The organism is Paraburkholderia sp. BL9I2N2 (assembly GCF_004339745.1).
GTDB lineage: Bacteria > Pseudomonadota > Gammaproteobacteria > Burkholderiales > Burkholderiaceae > Paraburkholderia.
This window is the reverse complement of sequence record NZ_SMGP01000005.1, coordinates 192,824-212,858: the sequence shown is the minus strand read 5'-3', so window position 1 is coordinate 212,858 and position 20,035 is coordinate 192,824. Positions and strand designations below refer to the sequence as shown.

General features: G+C 63.5%; 18 protein-coding genes. 1 reads left to right on the top strand and 17 read right to left on the bottom strand.

Features of this window, described 5'->3' with window-relative positions; all coding sequences use genetic code 11:
- Nucleotides 1-78: 78 nt before the first annotated feature.
- Nucleotides 79-1,269: an O-succinylhomoserine sulfhydrylase gene (locus tag B0G74_RS42620; RefSeq protein ID WP_132383648.1), complete on the bottom strand. Its 1,191-nt coding sequence runs from the start codon at nucleotides 1,267-1,269 to the stop codon at nucleotides 79-81.
- On the opposite strand from B0G74_RS42620, the gene B0G74_RS42615 reads away from it, so the two are divergent.
- Nucleotides 1,268-1,519: a hypothetical protein gene (locus B0G74_RS42615; RefSeq protein WP_132383646.1), complete on the top strand. Its 252-nt coding sequence runs from the start codon at nucleotides 1,268-1,270 to the stop codon at nucleotides 1,517-1,519. The two genes, B0G74_RS42620 and B0G74_RS42615, sit on opposite strands and share 2 nt — an antisense overlap.
- A gap of 59 nt (nucleotides 1,520-1,578) precedes the next feature.
- On the opposite strand, the gene purF is transcribed toward B0G74_RS42615, so the two are convergent.
- The 16 genes from purF to leuC form a co-directional block, all read right to left on the bottom strand.
- Nucleotides 1,579-3,129 carry an amidophosphoribosyltransferase gene (gene purF, locus B0G74_RS42610; RefSeq protein WP_132383644.1) on the bottom strand — a complete coding sequence of 517 codons (1,551 nt, stop codon included), beginning with the start codon at nucleotides 3,127-3,129 and terminating at the stop codon, nucleotides 1,579-1,581.
- 162 nt (nucleotides 3,130-3,291) lie between these two features.
- Nucleotides 3,292-3,786 carry a CvpA family protein gene (locus tag B0G74_RS42605; RefSeq protein WP_132383642.1) on the bottom strand — a complete coding sequence of 165 codons (495 nt, stop codon included), beginning with the start codon at nucleotides 3,784-3,786 and terminating at the stop codon, nucleotides 3,292-3,294.
- Between the two features lie 7 nt (nucleotides 3,787-3,793).
- Nucleotides 3,794-4,717 carry an SPOR domain-containing protein gene (locus B0G74_RS42600; protein WP_132383640.1) on the bottom strand — a complete coding sequence of 308 codons (924 nt, stop codon included), beginning with the start codon at nucleotides 4,715-4,717 and terminating at the stop codon, nucleotides 3,794-3,796.
- Nucleotides 4,718-4,746: 29 nt separating this feature from the next.
- Nucleotides 4,747-6,057 carry a bifunctional tetrahydrofolate synthase/dihydrofolate synthase gene (gene folC / locus B0G74_RS42595; protein ID WP_132383638.1) on the bottom strand — a complete coding sequence of 437 codons (1,311 nt, stop codon included), beginning with the start codon at nucleotides 6,055-6,057 and terminating at the stop codon, nucleotides 4,747-4,749.
- A 304-nt stretch (nucleotides 6,058-6,361) separates the two neighbouring features.
- Entirely contained in the window at nucleotides 6,362-7,234 is an 873-nt protein-coding gene (gene accD, locus B0G74_RS42590; RefSeq protein WP_012428630.1) for an acetyl-CoA carboxylase, carboxyltransferase subunit beta, read from the bottom strand.
- Between the two features lie 80 nt (nucleotides 7,235-7,314).
- Nucleotides 7,315-8,127 (bottom strand): tryptophan synthase subunit alpha, encoded by an 813-nt coding sequence (gene trpA / locus B0G74_RS42585; protein ID WP_132383636.1) that lies wholly within the window; start codon nucleotides 8,125-8,127, stop codon nucleotides 7,315-7,317.
- A 50-nt stretch (nucleotides 8,128-8,177) separates the two neighbouring features.
- A complete protein-coding gene (locus B0G74_RS42580; RefSeq protein WP_132383634.1) occupies nucleotides 8,178-9,092 on the bottom strand; it encodes a site-specific DNA-methyltransferase in 915 nt (304 codons plus the stop codon).
- Between the two features lie 11 nt (nucleotides 9,093-9,103).
- Nucleotides 9,104-10,297 carry a tryptophan synthase subunit beta gene (gene trpB, locus B0G74_RS42575; protein WP_132383632.1) on the bottom strand — a complete coding sequence of 398 codons (1,194 nt, stop codon included), beginning with the start codon at nucleotides 10,295-10,297 and terminating at the stop codon, nucleotides 9,104-9,106.
- A gap of 60 nt (nucleotides 10,298-10,357) precedes the next feature.
- Nucleotides 10,358-11,068 carry a phosphoribosylanthranilate isomerase gene (locus tag B0G74_RS42570; RefSeq protein ID WP_132383630.1) on the bottom strand — a complete coding sequence of 237 codons (711 nt, stop codon included), beginning with the start codon at nucleotides 11,066-11,068 and terminating at the stop codon, nucleotides 10,358-10,360.
- Nucleotides 11,065-11,877, bottom strand: a complete 813-nt coding sequence (truA, locus tag B0G74_RS42565) for a tRNA pseudouridine(38-40) synthase TruA (RefSeq protein ID WP_132383628.1) — start codon at nucleotides 11,875-11,877, stop codon at nucleotides 11,065-11,067. Before truA ends, B0G74_RS42570 begins: the two co-directional genes overlap by 4 nt.
- Nucleotides 11,874-14,573 carry a FimV/HubP family polar landmark protein gene (locus tag B0G74_RS42560; RefSeq protein WP_132383626.1) on the bottom strand — a complete coding sequence of 900 codons (2,700 nt, stop codon included), beginning with the start codon at nucleotides 14,571-14,573 and terminating at the stop codon, nucleotides 11,874-11,876. Before B0G74_RS42560 ends, truA begins: the two co-directional genes overlap by 4 nt.
- Nucleotides 14,574-14,712: 139 nt before the next feature.
- Nucleotides 14,713-15,834, bottom strand: a complete 1,122-nt coding sequence (gene asd, locus B0G74_RS42555; protein WP_012428637.1) for an aspartate-semialdehyde dehydrogenase — start codon at nucleotides 15,832-15,834, stop codon at nucleotides 14,713-14,715.
- 369 nt (nucleotides 15,835-16,203) lie between these two features.
- Nucleotides 16,204-17,271 (bottom strand): 3-isopropylmalate dehydrogenase, encoded by a 1,068-nt coding sequence (leuB, locus tag B0G74_RS42550; protein ID WP_132383624.1) that lies wholly within the window; start codon nucleotides 17,269-17,271, stop codon nucleotides 16,204-16,206.
- A 150-nt stretch (nucleotides 17,272-17,421) separates the two neighbouring features.
- Nucleotides 17,422-18,075, bottom strand: a complete 654-nt coding sequence (gene leuD, locus B0G74_RS42545) for a 3-isopropylmalate dehydratase small subunit (protein ID WP_132383622.1) — start codon at nucleotides 18,073-18,075, stop codon at nucleotides 17,422-17,424.
- An 86-nt stretch (nucleotides 18,076-18,161) separates the two neighbouring features.
- Nucleotides 18,162-18,317, bottom strand: a complete 156-nt coding sequence (locus B0G74_RS42540; protein ID WP_132383620.1) for an entericidin A/B family lipoprotein — start codon at nucleotides 18,315-18,317, stop codon at nucleotides 18,162-18,164.
- Between the two features lie 6 nt (nucleotides 18,318-18,323).
- Complete coding sequence (gene leuC / locus B0G74_RS42535; protein WP_132383618.1) at nucleotides 18,324-19,733, bottom strand: 3-isopropylmalate dehydratase large subunit; 1,410 nt, start codon at nucleotides 19,731-19,733, stop codon at nucleotides 18,324-18,326.
- Nucleotides 19,734-20,035 lie beyond the last annotated feature (302 nt).

The following is a 20,035-nucleotide window of genomic DNA, read 5'->3' as shown; positions in this document are numbered from 1 at the left end:
TTCACTGCACTGAGTTTCACTGCGCGAGCCGCCCGAGCGGCCCGCCTGTCCTTCATTGAGCCTTCGCTCGAACCTCGCTCAACCCGCGAGACCGCGCTCCAGATCGCCGCGGATATCGCCGGCATTTTCCAGACCGACTGCAAGACGAATCAAGCCTTCGCTGATCCCCGCCGCCGCGCGCGCTTCCGGCGTCACGCGACCATGCGTGGTCGTGGCCGGATGCGTGATGGTGGTGCGCGTATCGCCAAGATTGCCGGTGATCGAGCAGATCTTCGTGTTGTCGATCACCCGCCATGCATTCGCGCGCATCTGCTCCGGCGTGTCGCCCTTCAATTCGAACGAGAGAATCGCGCCGCCCGCCTTCTGCTGACGCATGGCCAGCGCGTGCTGCGGATGCGATTCGAGCCCCGGATAGAACACGCGATTCACGGCCGGATGCGTTTCCAGCCAGTGCGCGATTTCGAGCGCATTCGCCGACTGCTTTTCAACGCGCAGCGACAGCGTTTCCATGCCCTTGAGCAACACCCAGGCGTTGAACGCGGACAACGTCGGCCCGGCGCTGCGGACGAACGGGAACACCTTTTCCATGATGAACTGCTTCGTGCCGACCAGCGCGCCGCCGAGCACGCGGCCCTGACCGTCGAGGAACTTGGTGGCCGAATGCATCACGACGTCCGCGCCGAGCTTCAGCGGCTGCTGCAAGGCCGGGCTGCAGAAACAGTTGTCGACCACGAACAGCGCATTCGACGCCTTGGCGATCTTGCTGATCGCCTCGATATCGGCGACTTCGGTCAGCGGATTCGACGGCGTTTCGAGGAAAAACATCTTCGTCTCCGGGCGCACCGCGTTTTTCCACGCGTCCAGATCGGTCGGATCGACGAACGTGGTCGTGATGCCGAACTTGCTGAAGATCTGCGAGAACATGCCGAGCGTCGAACCGAACAGCGCCTGCGAGCTGACCAGATGGTCGCCCGCCTGCAACGCCGACATCACCACCGACATGATCGCGGCCATGCCCGACGCCGTCGCCATGCAGGCTTCGCCGCCTTCGAGCGCGGCCAGACGATCCTGGAACATCGAGACGGTCGGGTTCGTGAAGCGCGAGTAGGTGTAGTTGTCTTCGGAATTCTTGAATTTTTCTGCGGCGTCCGCGGCACTCGCGAACACGAAGCTCGAGGTCAGGAAAATCGCTTCCGAATGCTCGTTGAAGTCGCTGCGCACCGTGCCCGAGCGGACTGCCAGCGTGTCGAAGTTCAGGGAGTCGTCCATGTTGGTTCTGGTTTCCAATGTTCCATGGCTGCGTTCGGCGTTTGCGTCTCAGATGAACTGGGACGCGCGTATCAAGCCGGACGGCAGCAACAAAAAAGCCCGCTTTTGCGTCGGCATAAGCGGGCTTCATGTGCGGGGGAAAGCTGGAGCGGAGGTAGATGAATGCGGCTTTTCCACCATTCGCTTTAGCTGTTTCGGGTTGCCCCGCGTCCGCAAGCTGAGTTCAAATCGACGCAAGCCGTCATGCTAACACGCTCCCGGCGCGGCGTGCAGCGCGCCACGCCGGGAGCGGCCTCATTCAAGCCGCGCTCAACCTACCGACAGTTGCAAATGCAGTTGCGAACGGGCCGGGGCGCCGCCGTCGATCGCTTCGCTCGCGGCGTCGCGGTCCGATTGCGAGGACGGTGCGAGACGCGCGGTTTCGATGCGGTCAAGGTACTCGGTCGTGACGTCGCCGGTCACGTAGTTGCCGTCGAAACACGACGCTTCGAATTCCTTCAGCGCCGGGTTGATATCGCGCACCGCCTGCTTGAGCGCGTCGACGTCCTGATAGACGAGGTGGTCTGCGCCGATCATGCGCGCGACTTCGTCGTCCGAGCGGCCGTGGGCGACGAGTTCACCGCGCGTCGGCATGTCGATGCCGTAGACGTTCGGGAACTTCACCGGCGGCGCCGCCGAAGCGAAGATCACCTTGTTCGCGCCGGCATCGCGCGCCATCTGCACGATTTCATGCGAAGTGGTGCCGCGCACGATCGAGTCGTCGACGATCAGCACGTTCTTGCCCTTGAACTCGATGCCCATGGCGTTCAGCTTCTGGCGCACCGACTTCTTGCGCACGGCCTGGCCCGGCATGATGAAGGTGCGGCCGACGTAACGGTTCTTGAAGAAGCCTTCGCGGTATTCCACGCCCAGTTTCTTCGCGACCTGCATCGCGGCCGGACGGGACGAATCGGGAATCGGCATCACGACGTCGATTGGAACGTCGGGCAGCTCGCGCTTGATTTTCTCGGCGAGGTAGTCGCCCATGCGCAGACGCACGTTGTAGACCGGCACACCGTCGAGCACCGAGTCCGGACGCGCGAGATACACGAGTTCGAAAATGCAGGGGTTCAGGCTCGGGTTCGTGGCGCATTGCTGCGAGTGCAGATTGCCTTCGATGTCGATGAAAATCGCTTCGCCCGGCGCCACATCGCGCACGAACTCGAAGCCGATACCTTCGATCGCCACCGACTCCGACGCCAGGATCCACTCGACGCCTTCCGCCGTTTCCTGCTTGCCGAGGCACAGCGGACGAATGCCGAACGGGTCACGGAAGCCCAGCAGACCGTAACCGGCGATCAGCGAGACGATCGCGTACGACCCGCGCACCCGCCGATGCACGCCCGACACAGCCTTGAACAGCGCGGCCGGATCGAGTTGCAAGCCCGAGCTGGAGAGCTGCAATTCGTGCGCGAGCACGTTGAGCATCACTTCCGTGTCGGAATTGGTATTGATGTGGCGGCGATCGATGCGGAACATCTCATCTTTCAGTTGCTGCCAGTTCGTGAGATTGCCGTTGTGCGCGAGGATGATGCCGAACGGCGCGTTCACGTAGAACGGCTGGGCTTCTTCTTCGCTCGACGCGGAACCGGCGGTCGGGTAGCGGACCTGGCCGATACCGGTGGTGCCGGGCAGGCTGCGCATGTTGCGCGTGCGGAACACGTCGCGCACCATGCCGTTGGCCTTGTGCATGTGGAAGTTGCTGCCGTTCGCTGTCGCGATGCCGGCGGCGTCCTGACCGCGGTGCTGCAGGAGCAGCAGGCTGTCATAGATCAGCTGATTGACCGGAGAGTGGGAAACTACGCCTACGATGCCGCACATGGCATGTCCTTCAAAGGTACGAAATTCGTCATGGCGGCCGCTGCCTGCGATGGTGTCCCGAGAGACTTCTTTCGGGGCGTTCGCGAAGCTATGCGACCGAACGTAAAGGCAGCCGGTTTGCGCCGGAGTCCTGCTGCGTTTCCCTAGCCACTCGCCTGATCGTCACACTCGGACGTAAGCAGCAAGCGTCTCGGGAAGCAGCGGTTTCATTACGTGCACGCCCTCGACCGCATAGGGCCGAAGCAGGGCATTGCGCCAGAATTCCTGTTGGGGCAGTTCGGTCAAGCCAGCCAGGGCGACCAGAATCAGCACCAGAATGACCCCGCGCACGAGGCCGAACATCAAACCGAGCGAGCGGTCCACGCCGCTCAAGCCGGTTGCCTGCACGATGCGGCTCAAAAGGGCGTTCAGCACACTCGCCACCAGCACCACACCGACCACCACCAATGCAAAGGCCAGCAGCCATTGGGTCAACGCGCCGCCCGGCCAGTTGGACGGGATGAACGGCACGATGTAACCGACAAAGCGGCAAGCAATGAAAAACGCCGCAATCCAGCCGATCAGCCCAAATATCTCCGACAAAAACCCGCGCCATGTGCCGCGCAGCGCCGACAAACCGATCACCGCCATTACAGCGTAGTCGAAGGCAGTGAACATCGCTGGCTTACTGTGCAGCGCCGCTGTTCGCGCCCGACGTCAAGCCGACCTCGCGAACCTTTGCGATGGCGGCGCTTGCCGCTGCACGGTCGGCGAACGGGCCGGCACGCAGCAACGTGAGCGTGGAGCCGTCAGCCTGCTTTCGATGTTCGGTATATGCGGGCACACCCGCCGCTTTCAACTTGGTGGCCCAATTGCGCGCGTTGGCGTCATTCGCGAAGGCGCCGAGCTGCACGGCGAAACGGCTGCCCGGCGGCGAAGCCGGCGTACCGGAATTCGCGTCCGCGCTGGCGGCCGTGTTTGTGTCATCCGAGCTTGGGGCTTGAGCAGCCGGTGCGGTCGCGGCGTTATGCGTGACCGGCGGTTTCGCCGCCGGCTTGGCAGCCGTTGCGGGCGCCGCAGGCGTAGTGTTGGCCGCCACGGACGGCGCTTGCGGTTTCGCCGCCGGCTTGGCCGCGGACGCCGCTGCGCTCGTCTCCGCGCTCGATTGCTTCGCGGCGCTGGATTGGCCTTGCTTGGCTGCCGTTGCCGGCGCGAGACCGGATGCGGCGAGTGCCGCGTCTGGCGTTACAGGGTTATCGGGCGCCACACCGGCCTGCGTGTCTTCCGCGGCTTTGGCAAGCTTCGGCGCCGGACGGTTTGGAATGTCGATGGAGATGTCGTCTGTGACGGGCTTGGGGTGCGAGTCCAGCACCATCGGCAGGATGACGACCGCCGCCACGACCATCGCGATCGCGCCGACGAGGCGGCGACGCGCACGCTGCTTTTCCGGCAACGTAGGGTCGAGCAGCATCGCATCGGCGTCGACGGTGCGCTCCGTGCGGCGGGTTCGCCGCTCCACGCGCTCGCCACGGGCGGCCCGGGTGGAACTGGTATTTGCGCCGCGCCGGGTGGGCGCGTCGTCTTTCTTGCCGAACGAGAAAATTCCCATGAATCGCTTGGTTCGAGCCTGGCGCCCGTTCAGTGTTGCTGCGATTTACGGTAGGCCATCACGCCTGCTACCGTATAGAAACTGCCGAAAACCACGATTCTATCATTCTCTGACGCTCGGTTTAGCGCGTCTTGGAAAGCCTCTGCCGGTGTGGCGTAGCGCGTCACACTGCTGTCGGCGCCCTCGCCCACGCCCTGCTCGCGCAAGGCCGCTTCGAGTTCTTCCGCGGACGCCGCCCGCGGCGTCGGCAAATCGGTCACGCACCAGTGATCGATTTCGCCTTTCAGGTGCGCCAGCACGCCGGCAATGTCCTTGTCGCGCATCGCGCCGAACACCGCGTAGGTGTACGGGAAGAAGCCCATGTTGCCGAGGTTTTGCGACAGCACCGCGGCCGCATGCGGATTGTGGCCGACATCCAGCACGACTGCCGGCTTGCCCGGCAGCACCTGGAAGCGGCCCGGCAGTTCCACGTTGGCGAGGCCGAGGCGGATGTCCTGCGCCGACACCGGCAAGCGGTCACGCAGCGCCTCAAGACCGGCGAGCGCCGCCGACGTGTTGATCAACTGGTTCGCGCCGCGCAGTGCCGGATAGGCCAGCGCCGAACGCCGCAGGGTCGGGCCGACGTAGCTCCATTGCTGGCGCTCGCTGCCCGCTTGGCCCTCGTAGCGGAAATCGCGGCCGAACAGCCACAATTCAGCGCCGATTTTTTCCGCGTAATCGATCAGCGATTGTGGCGGCACCGGGTCCGCGCAGATCGCCGGCTTGCCCGGACGGAAAATGCCGGCCTTTTCGAAGGCGATTTTCTCGCGCGTATCGCCGAGATACTCCGTGTGATCGATATCGATGCTGGTGATGATCGCGCAATCCGTATCGAGGATATTGACCGCGTCCAGGCGGCCACCGAGGCCGACTTCGAAAATCACCGCGTCCAGTCCGCGCGAAGCGAACAGGCTCATGATCGCGAGCGTCGTGAATTCGAAGTAGGTCAGCGTGACCGGTTCGGCGAGGCTCAGACGCGCGGCTTCGACGGCTTCGAAGTGCGGCAGCAGATCCGCGTCGCTCGCCATTTCGCCGTTCACCCGCGCGCGCTCGTTGAACGACAGGAGATGTGGCGACGTGTGACAGCCGACCGTGAACCCGGCGCGCAGCAGAATGGATTCGAGGATCGCGCACGTGGAACCCTTGCCGTTCGTGCCGCCGACCGTGATGACCGGACACGCGAACGACAACTGCATCGCGTCGCGCACCTGGCTGATGCGGGCCAGACCCATGTCGATGCCGACCGGATGCGCGGATTCAAGGTGCGTGAGCCACGCGTCGAGGGTGGGGAATGTGGTCATCGGGTGAATCGCGAGTGAATCGATTAGGCAGTGTTGCGAATGGGCGCGGCGCGAAGCGGTCGGCTGCGGCTGCGGCTGCGGCTGCGGCTGCGGCCAGAGCCTGATCCGGCGGGCACTTTATGCGCGAAAACCGCACCCGCCCGCGCTGGCCGCCGTCAGCAACCGTCGCTGCGTTGCGAGACCGTGATTATCCCGGAAATGACAGCGCGCCGCTTGATCACTCACGCGGCGCGCTGTTTTTTACTGCTTTTCTGACGGCCGCCGCGCTTGATAAAGCGCGACGACGGTTCACCGTAGTGCCTGCTTACGCGACGGCGTCAGCCGGTTGATGGCTCAACAGCGCCATCAATTGCGCGAGTTCTTCACGCAGCTTGCGACGGTCGACGATCATGTCGATCGCGCCCTTCGTCAGCAGGAATTCGGCGCGCTGGAAGCCTTCCGGCAGCTTCTCGCGCACGGTTTGTTCGATCACGCGCGGGCCGGCAAAACCGATCAGCGCCTTCGGCTCCGCGATCACCACGTCGCCGAGAAACGCGAAACTGGCCGATACACCGCCCATGGTCGGATCGGTCAGCACGGAGATGAACGGCAGCTTGGCTTCGGCGAGCTTGGTGAGCATGGCCGTGGTCTTGGCCATCTGCATCAGCGACAGCAGACTTTCCTGCATCCGCGCGCCGCCCGAAGCGGTGAAGCAGATGAACGGCACTTTCTGTTCAAGCGCGTTCTGCGCGCCGCGCGCGAAGCGTTCACCGACCACCGAACCCATCGAGCCGCCCATGAACGAGAACTCGAAGCAGGCCACCACCACCGGCAGCGTGTGGATCGCGCCGCCCATGACGACCATCGCGTCGGTTTCGTCGGTGTCGTCCATCGCCTCTTTCAGGCGATCCGGGTACTTGCGGCTGTCTTTGAACTTGAGCGCGTCGACCGGGACGATTTCCTGGCCGATTTCGTAGCGCCCTTCCGGATCGAGCAGGCCGTCGAGCCGCTCACGCGCGCCAATGCGCATGTGATGGTCGCACTTCGGGCAAACATGCAGATTGGCCTCGACGTCGTTGCGATACAGCACGGCTTCGCACGACGGGCACTTGATCCACAGGCCTTCCGGAATCCCCTTACGGTTTTTCGGGTCGGTTTGTTTGATTTTCGGCGGCAGCAGTTTGTCGAGCCAGCTCATATTGAATCCTTCTCGGGTCTACGATCGCGCAAACGGCGGGACAAGCCCGCCGCTTACACTACAGAAGACAAAAATAACTGTTATCGGGCAGTCGCGACGCTATCCAGCGCCTCGCGCACTTCGGCGACGAAACGCGTAAGCGTCTCGGCAGCGGCTTCGGGCGCCGCCTGTTCGAGCAATTGCACGATACGGCTGCCGATCACGACGGCATCGGATACTTCGGCCACCGCACGTGCGGTTTGCGCATCGCGGATACCGAAACCGACGCCCACCGGCAGGGGGACGCGCGACTTGATGGCCGGGATTTTACTCGCGATGCTGGAAACGTCCAGATTTGCCGCTCCGGTCACCCCTTTCAACGACACATAATAGACGTAGCCGCTGGCGATTTTGCCGACTTCCGCAATGCGCTCGTCGGTCGACGTGGGCGCGAGCAGAAAAATCGGATCGATGCCGGCAGATCGCATCTGTTCGGCGAAATTAACGCACTCTTCCGGCGGATAGTCGACAACCAGCACGCCATCCACCCCGGCTTCCTTCGCCGCCTTTGCAAAGGCTTCGGTACCCATGCGTTCGATCGGATTGGCGTAGCCCATCAGCACGACGGGCGTGGTGTCGTTGGTTTCGCGGAAGCGCTTGACGTCGGCGATCACGTGGCGCAGCGACACGCCATGCGCCAACGCGCGTTCCGACGATTGCTGGATCACCGGGCCGTCGGCCATCGGGTCGGAAAACGGCACGCCGAGTTCGATCACATCGGCGCCGCCGGCGGCGAGCGCATGCATGAATTCGACCGTGCGCGCGGGGTCCGGGTCGCCAGCCGTCATGAACGGAATCAGGCCTTTCTTACCCTGGGCGGACAGCGCAGCAAACGTGTTCTTGATACGGGACATGGAATATTCTCGGATTTGGGTTACTGCGCAGCGCGCTCATTGCACGTCGCTCATTGCACTTCGGTCTGCCGTTGAGTTTTGGCTTTGACCCGACGCGCTACGGGCGGCGCGGCAGCCGCGCTGACGCGTTCGCGCGCGATCGCGCAGTAACTTTCATTGATCTCATAGCCGACGAATTCGCGCTGCTGACGCGCGCAAGCGACCGCGGTGGTGCCGCTGCCCATGAAAGGGTCGAGCACGCGGCCGCCCTTCGGACAACTTGCCAGCACCATCCGCTCGACAATTTCCAGGGGCTTCTGGGTGGGGTGCGCGACGCGCTCGGCATGCTGCCGATGCAGTCGCGACACCGACCAGACATCCTTTGGATTATAGCCAACCTCGAGCCACTTACTGCCTTCGAACAATTTACGCGAACGCGCCTTCTTCGTGGCGGCATCGTACGGGATGCGGACGGGATCGAGATCGAAGAAGTAATCCTTCGACACCGCGAAAAAGCCGATGTTGTCGTGCACCGAAGTGAACCGGCGCACGGTTCCGCCCATGCTCGGCACACGCCGGTCCCAGATGATTTCGTTGATCATCGTGAGTTTTGTCTTCAGGAAGCTGAAGATTTCCGGCGCGTACTGCCAGGTGCAGAAAATGTAGAGCGAACCTGACGGTTTCAGCTTGGGAATGGCCAGTTCGAGCCAGCCACGCGTCCAGGCGAGAAAGTCTTCGCCTGTGCGCATGTCGGAGTCGTTGCCATAGTCCTTGCCGAGCCCGTAAGGCGGATCGCATACGATCAGGTCGATCGATCCGTCGGGAATGTTCGCTACATCGGTCAGAAAATCGCGGTTCAACAACCGTATGCCGGCAGGCACTTGCGGCAACAGCGATGCAGGCGCCTCGGCCGCCGTTGCATTGGCGGCCGGCGTGGTTTCCGTGGTTACAGTCGCCGGCTGCGGCTCGTCGAACTCGTCACGCATCGTCGCGGCGCTCAGAACTGAATGCCCGATCGCTCAGCGACCGTATGCATGTCCTTGTCGCCGCGGCCCGACAAATTGACCAGAAGGTACTTGTCCTTCGGCAACGTCGGCGCGAGTTTCGTGGCATAGGCCAGCGCGTGACTGGATTCCAGTGCCGGGATGATGCCTTCGATGCGGCAGCAATCGTGGAACGCCTTGAGCGCTTCTTCGTCGGTGATGCCGACATATTCCGCGCGTTTGCTGTCTTTTAACCACGCGTGCTCAGGACCGACACCCGGATAATCCAGACCCGCCGACACCGAATGAGTCTCGATGATCTGGCCGTTTTCATCCTGAAGCAGGTACGTGCGGTTGCCGTGCAGCACGCCGGGACTTCCGCCGATCAGCGACGCTGCGTGGCGGCCGGATTCAATGCCGTCGCCGGCAGCCTCGACGCCGATCAATTTCACCGAAGTGTCGTCAATGTATGGGTAAAAGATGCCCATCGCATTCGAACCGCCACCAACGCACGCAATCACCGCATCGGGCTGACGACCGACCAGTTCAGGCATTTGCACCTTGCACTCGTCGCCGATCACACGCTGAAAGTCGCGCACCATCATCGGGTACGGATGCGGCCCCGCGACCGTGCCGATGATGTAGAACGTGTTTTCGACGTTGGTGACCCAGTCGCGCATGGCTTCGTTCAACGCGTCCTTCAAGGTCCGCGAGCCCGACTCGACGGGTATGACGGTCGCGCCGAGCAGTTTCATGCGATACACGTTGGCGGCCTGGCGGCGCACGTCTTCCGCGCCCATGTAGACCACGCACTCCATGCCGAACCGCGCGGCGATCGTGGCCGTGGCCACGCCGTGCTGGCCGGCGCCGGTTTCCGCGATCACGCGCGGTTTGCCCATGCGCTTGGCAAGCAGCGCCTGCCCGATCACGTTGTTGACCTTGTGCGCACCGGTGTGATTCAGGTCTTCACGCTTGAGAAAAATCTGCGCGCCGCCGAGCATCTCGCTCCAGCGCTGTGCGTGATAAATCGGCGACGGACGGCCGACAAAATACTTCAGTTCGCGCTCGTATTCGGCGACGAATTCCGGGTCTTGCTTATATTTTTCGTACGCCGCACGCAGCTCGTCGAGCGCGTGAACCAACGTTTCAGCGACGAACACGCCACCAAATTGGCCGAAATGGCCTCTTTCGTCAGGCAAGTTATACATGGTGATCACTCTTCTCAGTGTGGCGCGCGGCTCTCGTGCGAGACAACCGCCGCGCCGGAATCATTCGGCGTCCGCTGCGCGTACCGCGCGTACGAACGCCGCCATCCGGGCGTGATCTTTCACGCCCTTGGCGCCCGGCGTTTCGATGCCGCTCGAGACATCGACCGCGTACGGGCGCACGCGATGGATCGCATCACTGACGTTTTGCGCGTTCAACCCACCACTCAAAACGGCCCGACGCGCGAGCTCTGCTGGAATAAGTGACCAATCGAAGACCTTCCCGCCGCCGCCGTATCCTTCGACATGGGTGTCGAACAGAAGGCCGCTGGCTGCTGAATAGCTAAGCGCCGATTTTACCAAATCGGCGGGCTGAGTATCCGCCGCAACGCGCAACGCGCGCAACCAAGGCAAACCCGCAACGCCGGCAAGCGATTCGCACTGTTCCGGCGTCTCGTCGCCGTGAAACTGCAACAGCGTGAGGCCCACGTTGCTCGCGACCTCGCGGATCCAGTCCGGCGTGGCGTTGACGAACAAGCCGACCACCGACAGGAACGGCGGCACGTCGTGCACCAGCTCGACTGCCTGCGCGACGCTGACCGAGCGCGGGCTCGGCGGGTAGAACACGAGGCCGATCGCGTCGGCGCCGAGGTCGATGGCGTGGGGCACGTCTTCCGGCTTCGACAGGCCGCACAGCTTGATGCGCGTGCGATGCGGCGCCGCCTGCTGCGCGCCGGCGTGGGATTCGTTCGCGAGGGTTTCGGTTGCTTTCATGTTTGGGCTTGCTCGGTCCATACGGTACTCCACGGCACGCTGCCTGTCTGCGGCGCGGGCACGGCGAATTGCTCAGGATAGCCCACCTGCGCCAGATACAAGCCGTCTGGCATGAAGGTCGGCGCGGCGAAATCGCGATCGCGGCTCGCGAGCACCTCGGCCATCCATTCGACCGGGCGACGGCCACGGCCGATGTAGACGAGACAGCCCATCAGGTTGCGCACCATATGATGCAGGAAGGCGTTCGCCCGAAAACGGAAATGGACGAAGTCGCCCTGCTCCCGTACGTCGATCTGATACAGATGCTTGACCGGCGTTTTCGCCTGACATTGCGACGAACGGAACGCCGAAAAATCGTGCTCGCCGATCAGATGAGCCGCGGCCGCCCGCATCGCGCCGACGTCTAGCGCCGTATGCACCCAACCGGCGCGCGTCGCCAGCATCGGCGAGCGCACCGGATGAACGTACAGCACATAGTAATAGGTCCGCTCGAACGCCGAGAAACGTGCGTGGAACTCGTCGGGCATCGGCTTGGCCCACTGGATCGAGATGGTCTTCGGCAGGAACGAATTGGTGCCGCGAACCCAGGACACGTCGGCGCGATCGAGTTCTGTGTCGAAGTGCACGACCTGGCCGAGACCATGCACCCCTGTATCCGTGCGGCCCGCGACGACGGTTTGCACCGGCGTCTGCGCGAACTCGCGCAGCGCCCGTTCGAGCTCGTCCTGAACGGTGTTGCGGTGCGGTTGCGACTGCCAACCGCAGAATGCCGAACCGTCGTACTGGACGCCTAGAGCAATACGCTTCACGACAACGGGGCGAGCGTTGAGAGCAACGCGCGGGCCTCGGTGCGCGTACCCGGATCGTTCGTCTCGATCACTTCGTTGATGAGCGCGCGCGCGCCGGACAGATCGCCGAGTTCGATGTACTCGGCCGCCAGTTCGAGCTTGTTGCGAGCGATGCGGCCGAGATCGTTCTGCGTGAACGCCGGCAACGGCTGGGCCGGGCTCGGCGGCAACTCGAGGTCGAAATCGAGCTTCAACGCGCCGAAGCCGGATGCGCCGAAGCCCGTACCTAAACCCGCACCCAGGCCCGCGACGGCCGCGTGGCCTGCGGTGCCGGCGGTGATTTCGTCGGCGATATGCGGCGCGTCGTCGTCCGGGTGCGGTAACGGCGCAGCATGTTTCGCCGTGAATTCCGGCGATGCCACCGGTTGGGTCGACAGTGAGGCGGGCACTTGCAGGGCGTCTGCGGACGACTCGACGCGCGGGGGCAACGGCATGTCGAGGCTGCCGAACGCATCGACGGCGTCGCGCGGGAATTCGGCCGGCACGGCTGCTGGCGCGGACTGGGGTTGCGCTAGCGGTTCTTCAGGCTCGAGCTTCGGTGCGGCATCGGATGGTGCCGTTTGGGCCGATTGGGCCGCTTGGTGTGGTTCATACGACGGTTCGGCGTGCGCTTGCTGCGTCTCACCCGCCAACGGCGCGGCCGGCACCGGTGCGTCGCTGTACGGCTGGCCGAACGCCGAAGTCGTGTGCGGCTCGACGGAAGGTTCCTGCGGCACAGCCGGCACGTCGTCCCATTGCAGACGATGGGCAGGTTCCTCGTGCAGGAAGGCTTCGTCGACGGGTTCGAGGGGCGCCAGCGGCAACGCCTCGGCGCCGAGTTCCGCAGCGGCGGCAAGGCTTGCGGCCGTGGTCGCGCTATCGAAGTCGTCGTGGTACGGCGCCGGGAGAGGCTCGGGAGTGAAGCCACTCTGAGCGGATGGAGCGGTGTTCGAATCCAATTGCGCGGGTTCGACGGACGCGTGTGTTGCGTCGCGCTCTTGCGAGATGTGGTCGGGTAAGGGGAAGGTTGCGTGGCCTGACGGATGTTGTTCCGCTGCACGCTCTGCGGTTGCCCGCTCCGCCGCTGCGCGCTCTGCCGCTGCTTGCTCCGCTGCCGTGCGTTCCGCCGCTGCGCGCTCGGCCTCTGCTCGCTCCGCTGCCATGCGTTCCGCCGCTGCGCGCTCTGCCTCTGCTTGCTCCGCTGCCGCACGTTCCGCCGCCGCGCGCTCTGCCGCTGCGCGCTCGGCCTCTGCTTGCTCCGCCGCAGCGCGTTCCGCCGCAGCACGCTCTGCCGCAGCCCGTTCTTCAGCCACACGTTCCGCCGCCGCTTTCTCCGCCGCCTCCCGCGCAGCCACCTGACGAATCTCCGCGTCGCGCTCCGCCGCCACACGCTCCGCCATTTCACGCGCCGCCGCGTCACCTTCGGCAGCTTCACGTTCCGCAGCCGCCAGCGCCGCCGCATTTCCCACGGCCGCATCATCGCCGGCGTCCGACGCTTCGCGCACCGGAACGTGCTCGCGCGTCGAAACGATGTCCTGCGGACCCGTCGTGCGCGTGGACACCGCCGCATCGCCATCCGCCGACGCAGCTTCCGCCGCCGCACGTTCGCGCTTACGCCGGCCCATACGCAACGCCGCCAGCAGCGCGACCAGCGCCGCGCCGACCGCCGCCGCCACGCTCAACTCCGTCTGCGACATGCCGGCATCATTCGACGTCGATGCCACCGGCGTAGCGCCATGACTCGGCACAGCCGCCACTGAAGACACGCCAGCTGCCGGCTGCGCGACATTGTTCGACGCGGTGCCCGAAGCAGGCGGGGTCCCGCCGATGCCATGCTTCTGCAACTCCATCAGCACTCGATTCTTCAGCGCGAGCAATTGCTGCAAGCTCGACACCTGCGCGCGCGGTTGCGACGCCGGCTGCGCGGCGGTCGTCGCCGGATTCGTTCCTGCACCAGCCGTGGATGCGCCTTCAGCAGCCTCGCTAGCCGAGGGCTGGATCGAACCGGTCCACTCATGGGTGCCGCTGGCCGGCAGTGCCGCCGCCTGCGATCCCGCGACCGGCGCCGATGAAGCCGTGCCGCCAAGCGCCACCGAGCTTGCCTCAGTGGCCGCACTGGCCATCGCCGAAACAGCAGGCGCGGCCGGCGTCGCCGCGCGAGTCGCAGCGCTTGCTGCGCTTGCCGCCGCCGCGTTGACCTGCGCTGCAGCACTCGCCGCGTCGGTCGCCGGGGCTGCATTCGACGTGGAAGCAGGCGCAGCCGCGGAAGCCGCCGCCGCAACACCCGCCGCCGACGCAGCCAGCGCGCCCGACGCATCCAACACGGGCACCGTCAGCACCGCGCCCAGCCGCAACCGGCTCGGGTCGTGGCTCATGAAGGCATTCGGGTTCGCATCGAAGAGCGCGCGCGAGGCGCGCGCGAGCGTCGCTTTGTCGTGCGACTGCGTGACGGCAATCGCCACGTCGTTCAGCGACTGTCCAGGCCGTACCGTCACTTGACCGCCGTTCGCGTACGAAACGGAGGCGGCGTCCGGCGCGCTCGCGGCATCGCCCGGCGCGGCGAGAGCGCTGCCCATGCCAGCACCCGCCAGCGCGAGAGCCGCAGCCGTGGCAGCGGCCAATCGGCCCGCACCTCGATGAATGAACATAGCCCGAAGGGATGAGAGTCGAAGGTTCATCGGGACTCCTGGCGCGTCAGCGCGCAGCCCTTTTTTGCGGTTGGAAAGAGACAAGATAATCGGAGCACACAATGAAAAAAGCGCCGCGCAAGCGCGACGCTTCTTGAGTTTTCTACGCGTCGTGAGCGCGTAGTTTACTTTACTTGTCGAGCACAATGCGAAGCATGCGACGCAGCGGTTCCGCAGCGCCCCACAACAACTGATCGCCGACCGTGAAAGCCGACAGGTATTCGCCGCCCATCGCCAGTTTGCGCACGCGGCCGACCGGCACCGTCAGCGTACCCGTCACCACCGCCGGGGACAGATCGCGCATCGACGCTTCACGCTCGTTCGGCACGACCTTGACCCAGTCGTTGCCCGACGCGAGGATGCTGTTCACTTCGTCGAGCGGCACGTCCTTGTTCAGCTTGATGGTCAGTGCCTGCGAGTGGCAGCGCATTGCGCCGATGCGCACGCACAGGCCGTCGACCGGAATCGAACCCGGCGTGCCCATGGCGGGCTTGCCGAGAATCTTGTTGGTTTCCGCGCCGCCCTTCCACTCTTCCTTCGACATGCCGTTGCCGAGATCCTTGTCGATCCACGGAATCAGCGACCCGGCGAGCGGCACGCCGAAGTTGTCGGTCGGCATACGGTCGCTGTTCATCGCGCTCAGCACGCGGCGGTCGATGTCGAGAATCGCCGACGACGGATCCGCCAGGTCTTCCTTCGCCGCACCGTACAGCGTGCCCATTTGCTGCAGCAGTTCGCGCATGTTTTGCGCGCCCGCGCCCGAAGCGGCCTGATACGTCATAGCCGTCATCCAGTCGACGAGGTTTTCGCGGAACAGGCCGCCGAGCGCCATCAGCATCAGGCTAACGGTGCAATTGCCGCCGATGAAGTTCTTCTGGCCCTTGACCAACGCGTTCTTGATCACGTCGAGGTTGACCGGATCGAGAATGATGACCGCGTCGTCCTTCATGCGCAGCGACGACGCCGCGTCGATCCAGTAGCCGTTCCAGCCCGCGGCGCGCAGCTTCGGGAACACTTCGTTCGTGTAGTCGCCGCCCTGGCACGAGATGATCGCTTCGCACTTCTTCAGGTCGTCGATGCTTGTCGCATCTTTGAGCTTGGTCTCGTTTTTGGCGAACGACGGCGCGTTGCCGCCCGCGTTGCTGGTGCTGAAAAACACCGGTTCGATAAGATCGAAATCGCCTTCCTGCTGCATGCGTTGCATCAGGACGCTGCCGACCATGCCGCGCCAACCTACGAGACCTACGTTCATGACTTCATACCCTTCGAATGGAAACTTCCCCGCATCTTTGCCCGCAGTGACCGCGCGGGGAAGATGAGCGGGCACGACGGACGATCAGCGCTTCGTGATCGTTTTCGGGGTAATCGTTTTAATGGAAGCTTTGGCGGTAATGGCGAGCTCAACCACACGGGCCGTTTTGCCGTGCAGTGTCGAAATCGAGGAGATTTGAGCTGTGTGCGCCATCGCTACAATATACACGAAAACCGGAATCCGGCGACGTCAATGTCCGCCGCTGCCGTCCGTATTGCGCGAATCGGCCTCTTTCGAGGCCAATTCGCGTTTTAAAGGCCGTTTGTCGACCTGACTACCGCTTTACTTGCCTGCATTACTTGCCTGCTTTTACAGCGCTGCAACGACCGCGTCGCCCATCGCGACGGTGCCGACCTGCTTGCAACCCGGCGTAAGAATATCGCCGGTGCGATAGCCTTGTTCGAGCACCTTTCTCACGGCGTTTTCGATACGATCCGCCTGCTCCGCCTTGTTCAGCGAATAGCGCAGCATCATGGCCGCCGACAGAATCGTGGCGAGCGGATTCGCGACGCCCTTGCCGGCGATGTCCGGTGCCGAACCATGCGACGGCTCGTACAAGCCCTTGTTGTTCTTGTCGAGCGAGGCGGACGGCAGCATGCCGATCGAACCCGTCAGCATGGCCGCTTCGTCGGAGAGAATGTCGCCGAACATGTTGCCGGTGACGACCACGTCGAACGCCTTCGGCGCCTTAACCAGTTGCATCGCGGCGTTATCGACATACATGTGCGACAACTCGACGTCCGCATATTCCTTCGATACGTCGATCATCACGTCGCGCCAGAACTGCGAGGTTTCGAGCACATTGGCCTTGTCCACGCTCGTCAGCTTCTTCTGACGCTTTTGCGCCGCCTGAAACGCGACGTGCGCGATGCGGCGCACTTCGGGCTCCGAATAACGCATCGTGTCGAAGCCTTCCTTCGCGCCTTCGAACAGCCCGTCCGGCGACGAACGCACGCCGCGCGGCGCGCCGAAATAGATGTCGCCGTTCAGTTCACGCACGATCAGGATGTCGAGGCCCGAGACGATCTCTTCCTTCAACGACGACGCGCCGGTGAGTTGCGGATAGCAGATCGCCGGACGGAAGTTCGCGAACAGTTGCAGATGCTTGCGCAGACCCAGAATGGCCTGCTCCGGGCGAAGCGCGCGTTCGAGCGAGTCATATTTCCAGTCGCCGACGGCGCCGAACAGGATCGCGTCGGCTTCTTTCGCCAGCGTCAGCGTCGAGTCGGGCAGCGGGTGGCCCTTCGCTTCGTAGCCCGCGCCGCCAACCGGCGCTTCTTCGAGTTCGAACTTTTCGCCGAGTACATTCAGGACCTTGACGGCTTCCTTGACGATTTCGGGACCGATGCCGTCGCCCGGCAAGACTGCGATCTTCATGCGAATTCCTTGATGTTTGCTTCGAGAGTGAGAGTGCCCCCAGACCTGTCGCTTCGCGTCAGGCCCCCCGCGGGGGCAAGAAAACTTGGGGCGCCCCGGCGTTTTCTTGCGAGCTTGAATCAACGAGCGGGCCTCAGAGACCCGACGCGCTTAACCGACGATGCGGTGATTCAGCCAAGGCTGCTTCGTAATGCGCTCCGCTTCGAACTGGCGAATCTTGTCCGCGTGACGCAGCGTGAGGCCGATGTCGTCGAAGCCGTTCAGCAGGCAGTACTTGCGGAACGCCGCGACTTCGAACGGATATTCGGTGCCGCCGTCCGACGTGCGCACGACTTGCGCCTCGAGATCGACCGTCAGCTTGAAACCGTTGAACGCATACGTCTCGTTGAACAGGTGATCCACTTGCTGTTCGGTCAGCACGATCGGCAACACGCCGTTCTTGAAGCAGTTGTTATAGAAAATGTCGGCGAAACTCGGCGCGATCAGCGCGCGAAAGCCGTATTGCTCCAGCGCCCAGGGCGCGTGCTCGCGCGAGCTACCACAACCGAAATTCTTGCGCGCCAGCAGCACCGAAGCGCCCTGGTAGCGCGGCTGGTTCAACACGAAATCCGGATTCAGCGGACGCTTCGAATTGTCCTGACCCGGCTCGCCGTGGTCGAGGTAGCGCCATTCGTCGAACGCGTTCGGACCGAAACCCGTGCGCTTGATCGACTTCAGGAATTGCTTCGGAATGATCGCGTCCGTATCGACGTTCTCGCGATCGAGCGGCGCCACGACGCCGGTGTGTACGATGAATTTATCCATGACGCTTGCGCCTGTTTCAAGACCGGGCGATGCGCGCGGCGGCCGGAAAGCCGCTCGGCGCATGGCCGGCAAAAATCAAAAACCGCTTATTTATCAGCGTGGTTGCTGATCGAATTGCCGAGGTGCGACATGTCCTCGCCGAATCCGTGCACCGTGTTGCAACCGGCCAGACCCAGCAACAGCCCAGCCAGGGTACCGAGCGCGAAGCGGCGCAATAGAGTGGTGCGATTCATGTTCATCATGCGTGTTTATCCAAGCTTGCGAATATCGACGAAATGCCCTTCGATGGCCGCAGCCGCAGCCATCGCGGGGCTCACGAGGTGGGTACGGCCACCGGCGCCCTGACGACCTTCGAAATTACGATTCGACGTGGACGCACAACGTTCGCCCGGATCCAGCCGGTCGGCGTTCATGGCGAGACACATCGAGCAACCCGGTTCACGCCATTCGAAACCGGCATCGGTAAAGACCTTGTCGAGGCCTTCACGTTCCGCCTGTGCCTTCACGAGACCCGAACCCGGCACTACCATGGCCAGACGGATGTTCGGCGCCACGCGGCGGCCCAGCTTCTTCACGACGTAAGCCGCGGCGCGAATGTCTTCAATGCGCGCGTTGGTGCACGACCCGATGAAGATTTTATCCGGCTTGATCGACTCGATCGGCGCGTTCGGTTCGAGCGCCATGTATTTCAGCGCGCGCTCCATGGCGTCGCGCTTGACCGGGTCTTTCTCGCGGTCCGGATCCGGCACGCGGCCGTCCACGGCCGTGACCATTTCCGGCGACGTGCCCCACGTGACTTGCGGCACGATCTCCGCTGCGTTCAGTTCGACCACGCGATCGAACTGCGCGCCTTCGTCCGACTTGAATTGCTTCCAGTATTCGACCGCGTGATCCCACTCCACGCCTTCCGGCGAGAACGGGCGACCCTTCAGGTATTCGACCGTAGTATCGTCGACCGCAACCATGCCGGCTCGCGCACCTGCTTCGATCGCCATGTTGCAAACCGTCATGCGGCCTTCCATGGAGAGCGCGCGAATCGTCGAACCGCCGAATTCGATCGCGTAGCCGGTGCCGCCTGCCGTGCCGATCTTGCCGATGATGGCGAGCACGATGTCTTTCGCGGTGCAACCGCGCGGCAGTTGCCCTTCGACTCGGACCAGCATGTTCTTGCTCTTCTTCTGCAAGAGCGTTTGCGTGGCCAGCACGTGTTCGACTTCCGACGTGCCGATGCCATGCGCCAGCGCGCCGAACGCGCCGTGCGTGGACGTGTGCGAGTCGCCACAGACGATCGTCATGCCGGGCAGCGTAGCGCCCTGCTCCGGCCCGATGATGTGCACGATGCCCTGACGCAGATCGTTCATCTTGAACTGCGTGATGCCGTAAGCGTCGCAGTTCGAATCGAGCGTGTCGACTTGCAGCTTGGAAACCGGATCGGCGATGCCGTGGCTGCGGTCCGTGGTCGGGACGTTGTGGTCCGAGACCGCCAGATTCGCGCTGATGCGCCACACCGGACGCTCAGCCAGCTTCAGGCCTTCGAACGCCTGAGGGCTGGTGACTTCGTGCAGCAGGTGACGGTCGATGTAGAGAATCGTCGTACCGTCTTCTTCCGTGTGGACCACGTGTGTGTTCCACAATTTGTCGTAGAGAGTCTGTGCCATGGTATGCGGGGTAGTATTGACTGCGGGCTGACCGTGTCGGTCGATTATGCCACGCAGCGCCCCGCCTGGGCCGCTCAATCAGGGAGAAAACCGATAAAAAACAGGGAGTTGGGTGGTAGTGTCGATACCTGTATTGGCGTTACCCGGCAAGAGCGCACCCATCTCCCGCCTGCTGCAGTGCCGCGCAAATGCATGCTCAGTGCGCGGGACAAGAAGCTGAAAACAAAACGCCCCGACGGAAAACCCGTCGGGGCGCCTTTATCAGCAGACTCCGTCCTGACTCGCAGCGCACGCAGCCACTA

Coding starts and splice junctions, on each gene's coding strand:
- B0G74_RS42615 (WP_132383646.1), top strand. CDS start 1,268: ATGTTGGTTCTGGTTTCCAATGTTCCATGGCTGCGTTCGGCGTTTGCG.
- B0G74_RS42620 (WP_132383648.1), bottom strand. CDS start 1,269: ATGGACGACTCCCTGAACTTCGACACGCTGGCAGTCCGCTCGGGCACG.
- purF (WP_132383644.1), bottom strand. CDS start 3,129: ATGTGCGGCATCGTAGGCGTAGTTTCCCACTCTCCGGTCAATCAGCTG.
- B0G74_RS42605 (WP_132383642.1), bottom strand. CDS start 3,786: ATGTTCACTGCCTTCGACTACGCTGTAATGGCGGTGATCGGTTTGTCG.
- B0G74_RS42600 (WP_132383640.1), bottom strand. CDS start 4,717: ATGGGAATTTTCTCGTTCGGCAAGAAAGACGACGCGCCCACCCGGCGC.
- folC (WP_132383638.1), bottom strand. CDS start 6,057: ATGACCACATTCCCCACCCTCGACGCGTGGCTCACGCACCTTGAATCC.
- accD (WP_012428630.1), bottom strand. CDS start 7,234: ATGAGCTGGCTCGACAAACTGCTGCCGCCGAAAATCAAACAAACCGAC.
- trpA (WP_132383636.1), bottom strand. CDS start 8,127: ATGTCCCGTATCAAGAACACGTTTGCTGCGCTGTCCGCCCAGGGTAAG.
- B0G74_RS42580 (WP_132383634.1), bottom strand. CDS start 9,092: ATGCGTGACGAGTTCGACGAGCCGCAGCCGGCGACTGTAACCACGGAA.
- trpB (WP_132383632.1), bottom strand. CDS start 10,297: ATGTATAACTTGCCTGACGAAAGAGGCCATTTCGGCCAATTTGGTGGC.
- B0G74_RS42570 (WP_132383630.1), bottom strand. CDS start 11,068: ATGAAAGCAACCGAAACCCTCGCGAACGAATCCCACGCCGGCGCGCAG.
- B0G74_RS42560 (WP_132383626.1), bottom strand. CDS start 14,573: ATGAACCTTCGACTCTCATCCCTTCGGGCTATGTTCATTCATCGAGGT.
- asd (WP_012428637.1), bottom strand. CDS start 15,834: ATGAACGTAGGTCTCGTAGGTTGGCGCGGCATGGTCGGCAGCGTCCTG.
- leuB (WP_132383624.1), bottom strand. CDS start 17,271: ATGAAGATCGCAGTCTTGCCGGGCGACGGCATCGGTCCCGAAATCGTC.
- leuD (WP_132383622.1), bottom strand. CDS start 18,075: ATGGATAAATTCATCGTACACACCGGCGTCGTGGCGCCGCTCGATCGC.
- B0G74_RS42540 (WP_132383620.1), bottom strand. CDS start 18,317: ATGATGAACATGAATCGCACCACTCTATTGCGCCGCTTCGCGCTCGGT.
- leuC (WP_132383618.1), bottom strand. CDS start 19,733: ATGGCACAGACTCTCTACGACAAATTGTGGAACACACACGTGGTCCAC.